The sequence below is a fragment of the Clostridium sp. AF32-12BH genome (genome assembly GCF_003477935.1).
Lineage (GTDB): Bacteria > Bacillota > Clostridia > Lachnospirales > Lachnospiraceae > Brotaphodocola.
The window spans coordinates 71,846-85,336 of sequence record NZ_QUEH01000001.1 but is presented as its reverse complement, the minus strand read 5'-3'; the positions used below and the strand labels follow the sequence as shown (position 1 = coordinate 85,336).

Annotated in this window: 15 protein-coding genes; 12 read left to right on the top strand and 3 right to left on the bottom strand. The window is 47.3% G+C overall.

The features are described from left to right. The first annotated feature begins 32 nt into the window (after positions 1 to 32). The 7 genes from DWZ40_RS00540 (at position 33) to DWZ40_RS00510 (ending at position 7,502) form a co-directional block, all read left to right on the top strand. Entirely contained in the window at positions 33 to 527 is a 495-nt protein-coding gene (locus DWZ40_RS00540; protein ID WP_118540202.1) for a tripartite tricarboxylate transporter TctB family protein, read from the top strand. A 13-nt stretch (positions 528 to 540) separates the two neighbouring features. Next, the gene (locus DWZ40_RS00535) at positions 541 to 2,061 is read left to right on the top strand and encodes a tripartite tricarboxylate transporter permease (RefSeq protein ID WP_118540201.1); all 1,521 of its coding nucleotides are present in this window, start codon (positions 541 to 543) and stop codon (positions 2,059 to 2,061) included. A gap of 31 nt (positions 2,062 to 2,092) precedes the next feature. After that, on the top strand, positions 2,093 to 2,824 hold the full coding sequence (locus DWZ40_RS00530; protein WP_243035139.1) for an RraA family protein: 732 nt from the start codon (positions 2,093 to 2,095) through the stop codon (positions 2,822 to 2,824). A 312-nt stretch (positions 2,825 to 3,136) separates the two neighbouring features. After that, the gene (garR, locus tag DWZ40_RS00525) at positions 3,137 to 4,021 is read left to right on the top strand and encodes a 2-hydroxy-3-oxopropionate reductase (protein WP_118540200.1); all 885 of its coding nucleotides are present in this window, start codon (positions 3,137 to 3,139) and stop codon (positions 4,019 to 4,021) included. A gap of 117 nt (positions 4,022 to 4,138) precedes the next feature. After that, entirely contained in the window at positions 4,139 to 5,038 is a 900-nt protein-coding gene (locus DWZ40_RS00520) for a dihydrodipicolinate synthase family protein (protein WP_118540199.1), read from the top strand. A gap of 122 nt (positions 5,039 to 5,160) precedes the next feature. Next, positions 5,161 to 6,297 carry a glycerate kinase gene (locus tag DWZ40_RS00515; RefSeq protein WP_118540198.1) on the top strand — a complete coding sequence of 379 codons (1,137 nt, stop codon included), beginning with the start codon at positions 5,161 to 5,163 and terminating at the stop codon, positions 6,295 to 6,297. Positions 6,298 to 6,524: 227 nt separating this feature from the next. Then, on the top strand, positions 6,525 to 7,502 hold the full coding sequence (locus DWZ40_RS00510; protein ID WP_118540197.1) for an AEC family transporter: 978 nt from the start codon (positions 6,525 to 6,527) through the stop codon (positions 7,500 to 7,502). A 45-nt stretch (positions 7,503 to 7,547) separates the two neighbouring features. On the opposite strand, the gene DWZ40_RS00505 is transcribed toward DWZ40_RS00510, so the two are convergent. Beyond that, positions 7,548 to 8,267, bottom strand: coding sequence for a LysR family transcriptional regulator substrate-binding protein (locus tag DWZ40_RS00505; protein ID WP_243035138.1), 720 nt, complete (start codon positions 8,265 to 8,267; stop codon positions 7,548 to 7,550). Here DWZ40_RS00505 and DWZ40_RS00500 point away from each other — a divergent pair. Then, complete coding sequence (locus DWZ40_RS00500) at positions 8,248 to 8,736, top strand: TRAP transporter substrate-binding protein (RefSeq protein WP_118540196.1); 489 nt, start codon at positions 8,248 to 8,250, stop codon at positions 8,734 to 8,736. The two genes, DWZ40_RS00505 and DWZ40_RS00500, sit on opposite strands and share 20 nt — an antisense overlap. A gap of 52 nt (positions 8,737 to 8,788) precedes the next feature. Next, positions 8,789 to 9,082 (top strand): amidohydrolase family protein, encoded by a 294-nt coding sequence (locus tag DWZ40_RS00495; RefSeq protein WP_118540195.1) that lies wholly within the window; start codon positions 8,789 to 8,791, stop codon positions 9,080 to 9,082. A gap of 99 nt (positions 9,083 to 9,181) precedes the next feature. Here DWZ40_RS00495 and DWZ40_RS00490 read toward each other — a convergent pair whose 3' ends face one another. Next, positions 9,182 to 10,717 (bottom strand): sodium/proline symporter, encoded by a 1,536-nt coding sequence (locus DWZ40_RS00490; protein WP_118540194.1) that lies wholly within the window; start codon positions 10,715 to 10,717, stop codon positions 9,182 to 9,184. Positions 10,718 to 11,035: 318 nt separating this feature from the next. Continuing rightward, positions 11,036 to 11,620, bottom strand: coding sequence for a TetR/AcrR family transcriptional regulator (locus DWZ40_RS00485; protein ID WP_118540193.1), 585 nt, complete (start codon positions 11,618 to 11,620; stop codon positions 11,036 to 11,038). A 282-nt stretch (positions 11,621 to 11,902) separates the two neighbouring features. On the opposite strand from DWZ40_RS00485, the gene DWZ40_RS00480 reads away from it, so the two are divergent. The 3 genes from DWZ40_RS00480 (at position 11,903) to spoIIID (ending at position 13,476) form a co-directional block, all read left to right on the top strand. Further along, positions 11,903 to 12,961 (top strand): FUSC family protein, encoded by a 1,059-nt coding sequence (locus DWZ40_RS00480; RefSeq protein ID WP_118540192.1) that lies wholly within the window; start codon positions 11,903 to 11,905, stop codon positions 12,959 to 12,961. Next, positions 12,954 to 13,127: a chorismate--pyruvate lyase gene (locus DWZ40_RS00475; RefSeq protein WP_118540191.1), complete on the top strand. Its 174-nt coding sequence runs from the start codon at positions 12,954 to 12,956 to the stop codon at positions 13,125 to 13,127. Before DWZ40_RS00480 ends, DWZ40_RS00475 begins: the two co-directional genes overlap by 8 nt. Before the next feature lie 70 nt (positions 13,128 to 13,197). Continuing rightward, on the top strand, positions 13,198 to 13,476 hold the full coding sequence (spoIIID, locus tag DWZ40_RS00470; protein ID WP_118540190.1) for a sporulation transcriptional regulator SpoIIID: 279 nt from the start codon (positions 13,198 to 13,200) through the stop codon (positions 13,474 to 13,476). Positions 13,477 to 13,491 lie beyond the last annotated feature (15 nt).

The window sequence follows — 13,491 nt, the reverse complement described above, 5'->3', positions numbered from 1 at the left end:
TGGCATGTCCGTTGAATCCTAGGAGGAGAACCATGAAAGAAAAGCACAATGATGTCTGCTCATCTGTAGTATTCTTCCTGTTTGGTGTATTTATTTTCGTAGGATCCTACTGGATCCCGGCGACTACATCAGATATTCTCGGTTCCAGATTTTTTCCGAGAGCGGTAGCAATCCTGATCGGAATCCTGTCACTGATGCAACTTGTAAGTGCGCTGGGTGAACTCAAACAGATGAAGGCAGCCGGAGTAAAAGAAGAAAAAGAAGAGAAAAAGCTAAATAAACCGTTTATCCTGACGACCGTTGCGCTGTTTGCATACTATCTTCTGGTACTTGGCATCGGCTTTACCCTTACTTCTATTTTATATCTGCTCTTTGAAGGCGTCGTACTGATGAGAAAAGACGAAGTAAAAGACAAGAAGAAAATGATCATTCTGGTATTGGTTGCTGTCATTGTTCCGGTATTCTTAAATACCGTATTCTGGAATGTCTTCAGCATCAAGCTCCCAGAGGGCGCATTATTCTACTAGAGGAGGAGCAGTCATGGAGTTATTACAGGGATTTGTGTCAATTATGAATCCGGTTACACTGGCACTGATCATTGGCGGTGTATTTGGCGGACTGGTTATCGGTGCGCTGCCTGGATTATCTGCGTTTACCGCATTGGCGATCATGCTTCCATTTACATTCGGAATGGAGCCGGTAAATGGTATTTCTTTCCTGATGGCAGTTTATGTTGGTGGATGTTCCGGTGGTCTGATCTCCGCAATCTTACTTGGAATCCCGGGAACCCCGTCTTCCATTGCAACCTGCTTTGATGGTTATCCGATGGCTCAGAAGGGAGAGGCAAAGAAAGCACTGGGAACAGCAGTACTTTTCTCCTTCATCGGTGGTATTTTTGGCGCACTGGTATTATCCTTTGTCGGACCATACATTGCGCGTGTGGCATTAAAGTTCAGTTCTTACGACTATTTTGCAATCATTCTGTTTGCGCTGACTACGGTATCTGCCCTGTCTGAAGGAAGCATGACAAAAGGTCTGCTGTCCTGCCTTATGGGTATCGCTCTTGGTTTTGTTGGTACAGACAGCTTAAGTTCTTACTATCGTTATACCTTTGGCATTAACAAACTGGCAAACGGCTTCAGCCTGGTACCGGTTCTGATCGGATTGTTCGCAGTATCCCAGATCATGATGACTGCAAAGAACAAGAAAGATACTGCAGATGTTGCTGCAGGTGGTGCAGCAGATGAGATGGTTGTTCAGAAGAAAGTGAAAGGCTTTGGTATTTCGGTCAAAGAATTCTTTTTCCACTTAAAGACTGCGATCCCATGTGCACTGATCGGACTTGTTATTGGTATTCTTCCAGGTCTGGGCGGAAATGTAAGTAACCTGATGGCATATTCTTATGCAAAGAAAACATCTAAATATCCAGAAAAATTCGGTACTGGTGTTGTAGATGGCGTCGTAGCATCAGAGACCGCAAATAACGCAACCGTCGGTGGTGCAATCATCATTCTGCTGACGCTTGGTATCCCTGGCGATAATGCAACTTCTGTCATTCTGGCTGGTTTCCAGATGCATGACGTGGTTCCGGGACCGCTTCTGTTTAAGACGAGTGGTGCATTGGTATATGCAATCCTTGCAACCTTTATTGTTGCGAATATTGCATTCTTCTTAATTGAGTACTTTGGGCTTCCGCTGTTTACCAAGATGCTGTCTATTCCGTCTACCCTGCTTCTTCCGGTTGTTATCGTATGCTGCTTCGTAGGTTCCTACTGCGCAAACAACAACGTACTGGATATCTTCATCATGGTACTGTTTGGTGTACTTGGTTACATTTTAAAGAAACATAAATATCCGCTGGCTCCGCTGGTTGTTGGATTCATTCTTGCCCCTTCACTGGAGACCTATTTAAGAAGATCTCTGATGAAGACCGATGGAAGTTTTCTGCCGATCATCCAGTCTCCAATTGCAGCATTCTTCCTGATTTGTACCGTGATCGCTGTTGCTTATACTGCATATGGTACTTACAAGAAAGCGAAAGCAGAAAAAGCTGCAGCATAATTTGTGTTTGATTTCGAAAGGGGAATAGAACATGGAACGGGAAAAGCTGACTGTGGAAGAAGAAATCAAAATTATGAAAGAACTGGAGGCGTTTGATACGCCGACAATCACAAATGTGGTGGCAACCTATCCGGCTATGAATTCCTGCCTGGGCTTATACAATCCACAGCAGGCAAACTGGTATACGGACAACCACTTAAGATGCCTGTATCCGGAATTGGGACCACGGTGCGGATATGCGGTAACTGCCGTGTATGGCATGGTAGATCCGGCATTCAAACGTCTGGAATTTAAGGATATTCTGCTGGAAATCGCAGAAACAGAGGGACCGGTCATTCTTCTTTTGAAAGAAAATTTCTCAGAAAAAATGAAATCCCGGAATGCATTGATCGGTGGAAATATGATGACGGCATTCAAACAACTCGGTGTGGTTGGTGTTATTGGAGATGCTCCTGCAAGAGATATCGATGAGATGCGTCCGATGAAAGTGCAATGTATGTTCCCGGGTACGGTAGCAGGGCATGGAACAGCAGCGGTTGAGGCGGTAAATGTTCCGGTGAGCATGTGCGGTATGGATGTGGCACCTATGGAAGTTGTCCATATGGATGAAAGCGGTGCGGTAAAATTTCCGCGAAAATATCTGAAAGAAGTATTGGAAAATGCCAGGAGACTTCGTAAGTTCGATGATGAACGCATGGCAAAGATGCGCCAGACAACAGATCCTTTCGAATTAGCTGATATTATGAAGGGAATCTATAAATAATAGGGTTGGAGTGGCACTGGCAGGACATGAGAAAAAAATTTAACTTAACAGAAAAAACACAGGAAAATGGAATAATAAGTTGAAAATGAAATAAAAATGAAACTGAAAGAAATAAAAATGCGATAAAATTGAAAAACTATCACATTTGCCTCATTTTTGAATTCGGATTTGGATATTCTGCCTATTGTTTGGCGGAACCGGTTTGATTATAATTCAGACATAAGCTGACAGAAAGAAATGCGAAAGCACGAATCCTGTCAGGGAAACCAAATGATGTTTTACTTTTTTATTTAAGAAAGAGAGGAATTCAAAATGAAAATTGGATTTATCGGATTAGGTATCATGGGAAGACCGATGGCAAAGAACCTGGTTAAAGCAGGTCACGAGCTGGTTGTTTTCGATTTCAATAAAGAAGCTGTAGCAGACCTGGTATCCTGCGGCGCAACCGCAGCTGAGAGCAACAAGGACCTGGCATCCCAGGTTGACGTTGTTATCACCATGGTTCCGAACTCCCCGCACGTAAGAGCAGCAATTCTGGGCGAGAACGGTGTTGTTGAGGGCGCTAAAGAGGGTCTTGTTGTTATCGACATGAGCTCCATCGACCCAACTGAGAGCAAGGCAATCGGTGCTGAGCTGGCTAAGCACGGCATTGATATGCTTGACTGCCCGGTATCCGGTGGTGAGCCGAAGGCAATCGACGGTACCCTTTCCGTTATGTGCGGCGGTAAGAAAGAGCTGTTCGACAAGTACTATGACATGCTGATGGTTATGGCTGGTTCCGTAGTTTACGTTGGTGACCTTGGTTCCGGTAACGTAGCTAAGCTGGCTAACCAGATGGTAGTAGCTATCAATATCGCAGCTGTAGCTGAGGCTCTGACCTTCGCTAAGAAAGCTGGCACCGATCCTGAGTTAGTATACCAGGCAATCCGCGGTGGTCTGGCTGGTTCTACCGTTATGGATGCTAAGGCTCCGATGATGCTGGCTGGCAACTACAAGCCGGGCTTCCGTATCGAGCTTCACATCAAAGACCTGAACAACGCTCTGAACGCAGCTCATGCAATCAGCTCTCCGGCTCCGTTAACCGCTGAGATGATGGAGATCATGCAGTTCTTAAGATCTGAGGGATGCGACAAAGAGGATCACTCCAGCATCGTTAAGTACTACGAGAAGATTTCTGGTACCAGCATCGTTAAATAATAAGCTTTACCAGATAAAATAATTTAAAATAAAGTCATCATGCACTGCTGCTTACGGGTTCGTGGGCAGCAGTGTGTCAGATAAGGCGTCAATTCAGAACGCTGGAAGGAGATAGGTATGAATACAGAGTTTATTAAGGGCGTAGTTGTCCCGATGATCACCCCGATCGACAAAGATGAGCTGATCGACGAAGCTGCAATCCGCAGCCAGGTTGATTACGTAATCGATGGCGGCGTTAGCGGAATCCTGTTATTCGGCAGCAACGGCGAGTTCTACGTAGTAGAAGAAGACGAGATGGAGAGAGGCTTAAAGATCGTTGTAGATCAGGCAGCTGGACGTGTTCCGGTATACTTCGGTATCGGTGCAATCAGCACCAAGAAGTGCATCCGTCTTGCAAAGATGGCAGTAGCAAACGGCGCAGCAAGCGTTTCTGTTCTGCAGCCAATGTTCTTAAAGCCAACTGAGACCGAGCTGTTTACTCACTTCAAAGCAATCGCTGACGCTATTCCGGAGACTCCGGTACTGCTGTACAACAACCCGGGACGTGTAGGCTACACCCTGTCTGCAAACCTGGTTGAGAGACTGGCTCATGAAGTTCCGAACATCGTAGGTATGAAGGATACCAGCGGTGATATCACCCAGACTTCTGAGTTCATCCGCAGAAACAGAGACGTTGACTTCAAGGTATTTGGCGGAAAAGATACCCTGCTTTACGCTTCCATGTGCCACGGCGCAGTTGGTGGTGTATGTACCGCAGCAAACTTCATGCCGGAACTGATCACTGACGTATACAACAAGTACGTTGCAGGCGATCTTCAGGGTTCTCTTGAGGCTCAGTTCAAATTAAACCCGGTACGTCTGTCCATGGACGGCGCAAGCTTCCCGGTAGCAGCAAAGGATATGGCTAACTTACGCGGCCGTAACATCGGTCTTCCGTATACCCCGAACCTGGCTACTCCGGAGGGACCGGTATTAGACAAGATCAAAGCTGAGATGACCAAGGCTGGTCTGCTTTAATTTCTAACTGAATACCAATTACGGCATTGACGATGGACCGGCGATTCTTCTGGAATGCCGGTCCATTTTCTGTTATAATAAAACCAACCATATCATCAATTCCATTTATATAAGGAGGATTTATGAAATTACTGTTTGCTTCCGATTCCTTCAAAGGAACATTATCTTCTGACCAGATCATCAAACTGTTAAATGAGTCTGCACAGCGTGTATTCCCGGGCTGTGAGACAGTAGGCGTGCCGATCGCAGATGGCGGTGAGGGTACCGTAGATGCAGTTATCGCTGTAACCAAAGGTGATTACCGCAAGGTGAAAGTACACGGCCCGCTCATGGAGGAGACTGAGGCTTCCTACGGTGTATTCCACGGCGATTCCGCTATCATCGAGATGGCAGCAGCTTCCGGTCTTCCGATGGTTCCAACCGATAAGAGAAACCCGTTAAATACCACAACCTATGGTACCGGTGAGCTGATTAAAGACGCTCTGGACAACGGTTACCGTAAGCTTTCCATCGCAATCGGCGGCAGTGCGACCAACGATGGTGGTATGGGTGCTATGCGTGCACTGGGCGTTCGCTTCCTGGATGCGGACGGAAACGAGCTGACTGGCGTTGGTTCCGACCTGGAAAAAGTAGCAGACATCGATATGAGCGGTCTTCATCCGGCAGTAGCTGAGGCAGAGATCACCGTTATGTGTGATGTAAACAACCCGTTAACCGGACCGGATGGCGCAACCTATACCTTCGGTAAGCAGAAGGGCGGTACTCCGGAAATCCTGGATCGTCTGGAAGCAGGCATGAAGAATTATGCAGCAGTGATGCGCGATAAGGGTATGGACGTAGAGAACCAGGCAGGTGCAGGTGCTGCAGGCGGACTTGGCGCAGCTCTGTGCGGTTACTTAAAGGCAAACTTAAAGTCCGGTATCGAGACCGTGCTGGATCTGATCGATTTCGATGGTCTGTTAGAGGGTACCGACCTGGTTGTAACCGGTGAGGGACGTATCGACTGGCAGTCTGCATTTGGTAAGGTACCGAGCGGTGTTGGTATGCGCTGCAAGGCAAAAGGTGTTCCGGCTGTTGCAATCGTAGGCGGTATGGGCAACGGAGCAGAGAAAATTTACGAGTTTGGCGTGGAGAGCATTGTTCCGACCATCAACGGCGCTATGGATATTGAAGAAGCTCTGGAGCGTGCAGAAGAACTTTACGCAAATGCAGCAGACAGAACTTTCCGTATGATCCGTGTCGGCATGCAGATGAAGTAATTATTTTTAACAGAATAAGTTCAGAATGGCCGCTGTTTCTGCATACACGAACAGCAGCCTGAAAACTGCAAGATTCAGACTTCGAATGGAGGCCGGTCACTTGTTGACCGGCCCTATTTGTGGATATTGGTTGTTTCTGGGTATATATACGTGTACTATGACGCGCTGTTTAGCGCAGGTATGTTTGAACAAGAACAAGATTACAGCAAGGGGAGACAAAAAAGAAAATGGATATCAGTAATTTATGGACCCTGCAGGTCATGATGTTTCTTCTGGTGGCTGCCGGGGCAATTTTAAAAAGTACAGGCATTTTAAAGGATGATGCAAAGGCAATCCTGACCGATCTCGTTTTGTATTTCTTTCTGCCTTGTAATATCATCAATTCCTTCCGGATGGAATTTAATCTGGAAATTTTAAGAAAATTTGCCGTGGTCCTGGCTATTTCTCTGTTGGTACAGCTGGTGTGCTATATCCTCAGCAAAGTGCTTTATAACCATAAACCCAAGGAAGTAAAACGTGTTATGCAGTACTGCACGATCGTTTCCAACTCTGGATTTCTGGGGCTGCCGATCGCACAGGGAATCTATGGCGCAGAAGGCATGATGTATGCATCTATTTTTATCATTCCAATGCGTGTCATGATGTGGTCCGCCGGTATTGCCTGCTTTACCGAGAGCCCGGACATGAAGAGCGTGGTGAAAAAACTGGTCGTTCATCCGTGTATTGTGGCAGTGTATATCGGCCTGGGTCTGATGATCTTTCAGGCACCACTGAATGAGGCATATCAGGCAGTTTTAAATTGTGGAATCCCGGTACTTCCGGATCTGGTGAAGGTGCTTCTGGGTGCTTTGGATAAGGGTGTGCGCTCCGCAGGCGGCTGTACCACGGCGATGACCATGGTGCTGATCGGTATGATGTTCTCTGGCATGTCCTTAAAGAGCATGCTGGATAGCAATACCTTGTTCATGTCTGCGCTGCGTCTGGTCATTCTTCCGGCTATGGTACTGGTTGGCTGCCGCCTGGCGGGCATTGATCCGTTCCTGACCGGGGTCTGCCTCCTGATCACCGGAATGCCGGCGGGAAGTACTTCTGCGATTCTGGCAGCAAAGTATGGCTGTGATTATACCTTTGCAACAAAATGTATTGTGGTATCCACCCTGCTTTCCCTTGTGACAATTCCGGTTTGGGCGATGATCCTGGGGTAAGATGGAAATGATGACTCCGGGGTAAAACAAAAAAGCGTTTCCGGATCAGATGAAGCGTTCCTTTAAAGTTTCTCCATAGCGCTTGGCCAGCCGGATTAGATACCGGTGTGCTTCGCTTAAGCTTGTGTCTTTTCTGCGGGCGAAGCATACCTGCCAGCTTGGACGACCAGGCAGTTTGAACCAGGCGCAGTCTGCACTGTAAGGGCTGTTCAGCATTCTGGAATAGGGAACGATGGTACAGCAGAAGCCCTTGCTTACCAGCTGGATCAGTGCATGGTTCATGGCGGTTTCGATGAGGATCGTTGGTTTATAACCGGCTTCCTGGAACAGCGGATCAATCAGCTGGCGCATGGTGGAGACACTGAAGATCAGGGAAAATTTGCTGTTCCAAAAACGGGTTAATTCCGTTGTGGCAAGCGGCGTGCCAAATGCATTGGCGCGTGCCGCTTCCGGATGATTTTTCGGAACACCAAGGATCAGTTCTTCCGAAAAGAGTGTGATATATTCCAGGTTGATCCGTTCAGATTCCCGCAGCATGACCAGTCCCAGGTCCAGCTGACCGGACAAAAGCAGTTCATTCTGTTTCGCCACGATTGCCTCTGTCAGGGAAAAAGAAATGCCTGGATAGCGCTGGTTGAAGGAAGTAAAAACGGATGTAAACAAATCGATTCCATGTTCATGAGTAAGCCCCAGGTTGATTTCTCCTGTGGCTTCTTTTTTTAAGTCTCCAAGTAAGATCCGTGTTATGACCAATAAGTACCACATTGCATACTGGAATGCACTGGGCGCAGCGGCAACTCCGATGCAGTTCACAGAAGTATTCATGGGTCTGCAGCAGGGTACGATCGACGGTCAGGAGAACCCGTACATGAACATTGTCGGCAACAACGTGCAGGAGGTTCAGAAGTATGTGGTTGAGACGAACCATTTGGGTCATATCATTACCTTCTATATGAATAAGGACCTGTATGGAAGCCTTCCGGACAATGTGAAGACCCTGGTTGATGAGTGTGCGGCAGCTGCAACCAAGTACGGCAACTCCAAGGCCGATGAGAGCATTAAGAGCTACAAAAAGACCTGTGAAGATGCGGGATGCCAGATTATCACACTGGATGATTCTGTGCTGGCCGAACTTCGCGAAAAGGCAGAGCCGGTTTACGAAATGGTTCGTGATGACCTGGGAGATGAGATTGTAAATCAGCTGTTTGAAGCAATTGATGCAGCGAAAAAATAAGAAAAAGGAGCAAGTTCAATGGGAGCATTTGTAATCAGAGGCGGAGAAGTTTATGATCCGGCAGCACAGCCTGCCGCGCATCATGAGCAAATACCTGGATTTTGGCATGAGCCTTGGTGAAGTCCTGGATGCGGTAACCCGTGTTCCGGCAAGACTGGTGCACCGGGAAAGCCTGGCTTCCATGGCACCTGGAACCGAAGCAGATCTTGTGATCTTTAAAGTGAAAGAAAAGGAAGTGCCTTATTGCGACAGAACCGGACATACATTCACCGGTCATCAGGTCATCGTCCCCCAGATGACCATGAAGGATGGCGTGATTATGTACTGTCAGGCAGATTTTATGTAGCAATATCATCAACGCAATGAACAAGGGCCGAAAGTTTCTGCTCCGCCATACGGCGGGGCGGAAGCTTTCGGCCCTTTTGTGTTTCATATAGCAAATTGTTTATTTTCCTACGGAATCGAATTCCCTGCAGATCTCCTCGGACGGAGCTTTCGTTGCCAGGGATACGATCACGATGGCGAGAGCGGATACGATGAATGCCGGGAGCAGTTCATAGATATTCCAGGTACCGCCCATCGGACGGACCAGATATTTCCATACAAACACCATCACGCCACCGGCTACCATTCCGGCAAGTGCACCCTGCAGGGTCGTACGTTTCCAGAACAGGGAGAAAAGTACCAGCGGTCCGAATGCTGCACCGAAACCGGCCCATGCGAAGGAGACGATGTAGAATACGGAACTGTCCGGATTCCATGCCAGAAAGATTGCAACGATCGCGATTGCGACAACCGTCAGGCGCGCTGCCATCATGGAAGCGGCGGTGCTCATTTTGATCTTTAAGAAGTCCTGCAAAAGGTTCTGGGAGACACCGGAAGCGGCGGTTAACAGCTGGGAGTCTGCGGTGGACATGGTGCAGGCCAGGATACCGGCGAGAACGACACCTGCGACTAAGGAAAGCAGGAAGCGGTGCTGTCCCAACAGATGAGCGAACTGGATGATGACGGTCTCGGACTCAGAACTCTGGGTAAAGAGCGGGATTGCACCGGCTACGGAAGCAGCGTAACCAATGATACCGATCAGGATTGCAACGCACATGGAAATCAGAACCCATACCGTTGCGATCCGGCGGGAGAGAACCAGTTTCTTCTCGTCCTCAATGGCCATGAAACGAAGCAGAATGTGCGGCATTCCAAAATAGCCAAGTCCCCATGCCAGTGTGGAAACAATGGTTAAAAAATTGTACGGTGCAGCGCTTCCGCTTGCGCGGTCGTGAATGTGTGTCATGGAAAGGTAACCAGCCAGGGAAGTTGCATTGCTTACAACCTGATCCCAGCCGCCAGCCATATGGATACCGTAGAAAACGATCACGATCAGGGAGATGGTCATAACGATACTCTGGATCAGGTCGGTGGTCGATACTGCAAGGAATCCGCCCATAACGGTATAGCCGACAATGACGACCGCACCGACGATCATAGCCATGTGATAATCCACACCGAACAGGCTGGAGAATAACGTTCCGATGGCTTTAAATCCGGAAGCAGTATAAGGAATAAAGAAAATCAGGATGATGATCGCGGAGATGCACATCAGGATATTCTTATGATCGTGATAACGTCTGGATAAAAAGTCCGGGATTGTGATGGCATTGCATACAACGGAGTAACGGCGAAGACGCTGTGCCACGATCAGCCAGTTCAAATAAGTTCCAAGACCAAGTCCGATGGCGGTCCAGCCTGCATCTGCGATACCGGAAAGATAAGCGACCCCTGGCAGTCCCATTAAGAGCCAGCTGCTCATGTCAGAGGCTTCTGCACTCATGGCGGTTACAAATGGTCCGAGCTTTCGTCCTCCTAAGTAAAAATCATCAGCGGAATCGCCGCTGCCCTGTTTGCTGAAATAGAATCCGACGTATACCATTGCAGCGAGATAAATCACAATGGCAGCCAGAATTCCAATCTGTCCTGATAACATAGTTTTTCCTCCTCATTCCCATTGCTGTTTGCGTATGCTGAAATAGAAACGGGATTCTATTTGTGTTTTTGTATATGTGCCCAGCAATATGATGTGGTCGATTATAACATAGCTTTTTTTAGACTACAATACAGAACAACGTATAGAATGAATACTGTACGAAAATGAATTTAAAATGATAAAAATGTCTTAAATACAATAAATAATAACTAGACGATTAATAAAAATAAAATCGATACGAAAAATATATTTTTGATAAACGGATGCAAGGCACATAAATTCTGAGGTACAATACAGCAAAAAGCAGCTTTCAACCCGTTACGGCTGAAAGCTGCTTAAAAATCCAGGCATTACTTTTGCGGCATATTCCACCAGGGAATATTCGCCGGAGCAGAGACACCAGTCGTAGAGTAGGGCACGCTCACAGAGTGCATAAAGCTTTACCATCTCGTTGACATTGGAACGGGTACTGAGCTGTCCGTCTGCCTGTCCTTTGGCAATGATCTTTTTGAGAAGCTTATAGTAGATCCGGTTATGATCCAGAAGATGTTTTTCTCCGTTTGTGGTGAGCTGGGTGGAGTAAAGCCGTGCCAGAAGATCCAGGGAAATGCTGTTCTCGATCATGCGAAACAGCTCCTGATTTAGGAATAGCAGTTGGTCCATGGCAGTCATTTCCGGTGTCAGTTCCTGGATCAGTTCTTCATACTTTTCATCGAACAGGGAACTTAAGGTAGAAAGGAGCGCGTCTTTGCCATCAAAGTAATGGTAAAAAGATCCCTTGGATGTACCGGACAGATCAATGATCTCTTCTACGGTTGTATCTTCATAGCCTTGCTCGTAGAAGAGCTTCCATGCGGCATTTACGATCTTGCCGCGGGTATTGCGTGCGTTTTTCTTTGCCATTGCCCGATTTGCCTCCTGTAAAACGTCGTTATTTTGTGTGATTGCTGCTCCCGCAGTTTTGGAAAGAATGTCAGCGTTTGTATGATTTGTGCTGCCGGAGCCATCAGAACGATTATAAATAGGGCAGTTTCCAATGTCAACCTGGACAGATGAAAATCGTTCAGCAATCGTTCATTTTGATTATATTCCATGGTCGCAAAAATGTTTTCACAAATCATTTGACATTCCGGCCGGTACAGGATATAGTTCTTAATACGAATTCAGAGAAAAGGCAGGGATGTTATGACTGTATACCAGGAATTGCAATTAAGCTGTGCAGGTTCCAAGAATCTGATCCGGCGGACGGAAAACAAAGAAGAAAAGAAACGTCATATCCTTATTTATAATGTTAAGGTATATCTGGTGGTTGCGTTTTGTTTCGCAGTGGTGACCGCGTTCAGTGTGCTGTTTGGTTCGGCCAACAGCATTGCAGGTGTTGTTGTGCTGCTGGCACTTTTGGTGCTTCGTCAGGCAGATTTCGGAATCCGTACATCGCATGGTCTCATCTGCATTGGGCTGATCTTTGCCGTATTGATGGCAGGACCGCGCATTTCGAATATGCTGGCACCGGGCTATGCGTTTTTCGTGAACTGTGTCTGTATTATGATCCTGATGGTACTTGGCTGCCACAATGTGATCATGTCAAACCATTCGACGTTTGTACTGAGTTATCTGCTTCTGCAGGGATACGATGTAAGCGGAGCCGACTATCAAAAGCGCATATTGGGACTTTTAGCCGGAATGTTGATCTGCATGGTTGTTTTTTATAAAAATCAGAAGCTGCGTCCATACCGCAGGAGTTTTCTGGATTTATTCCGGGAGTTTCACATTCGTTCGGCGAGAAACTGGTGGTACATCCGCATGACACTGACCGTATCAACAGCGCTCCTGATCATGAATCTCCTGGGACTGCCCAGAGCCATGTGGGCGGGCATTGCCTGCATGTCGGTGTGTCTGCCGTTTTCCGGCGATATGGCACCGAGAGCAAAGACCCGTGGGATGTACAACATTTTGGGCTGTACCGTTTTTACGGTTTTATATTTCCTGCTTCCTGAGTCTCTGCACCCGTATCTGGGAATCCTGGGTGGAATTGGTGTTGGGTTTTCCGCCGGATATGCATGGCAGACCGTCTTCAACACATTTGGGGCGCTCTATATTGCATCTGGGGCTTTTGGGCTGGCAGGAGCGGTTGTGTTAAGAATCGGTACGAATGTGGGCGCTGCATTGTACACGATGTTATGTGACCGGATTTTAAACCGGCTATTTGGCCGGGAGATGAAAAGGAGAGAAGGCTATGTTTGAGAGAGTAGAGTACACAGTAGCAAGAATTGATGGAGATTATGCGTATCTGCAGCGTGTGGATGATGCAGCTGCAGAAGAAAAGTGCGTAGCCAGGGCGCTGCTTCCGGCTGAGATCAGCGAAGGATGCCGCGTGGCGTATGAAATGCTGGAATATAGTATGGCATAATTAAGAATAAATAGTATAACCCCTCAGAATGCTTCATAGACTGTAAAAAAGAATTCCGAGGGGTTTTCCTTTGAAAGAGTATATTGAAGAGCGGGCCATCGCCATTGCCAATTACATCATAGACCACAATGCTACGGTGCGTCAGACTGCGAAAAAATTTGGGATAAGCAAGAGCACGGTCCACAAGGATGTCACGGATCGTCTGGAATACATAAATCCGGCGCTGGCAGCCCGGGCAAGAATCGTACTGAACATTAATAAGTCTGAGCGGCATATCCGCGGTGGCATGGCTACCAGGGAGAAATATCAGCACCGGGTGGCCATCTGCAGCCGGGAAGAGCAGAAATAAATTAGAATGAAAATA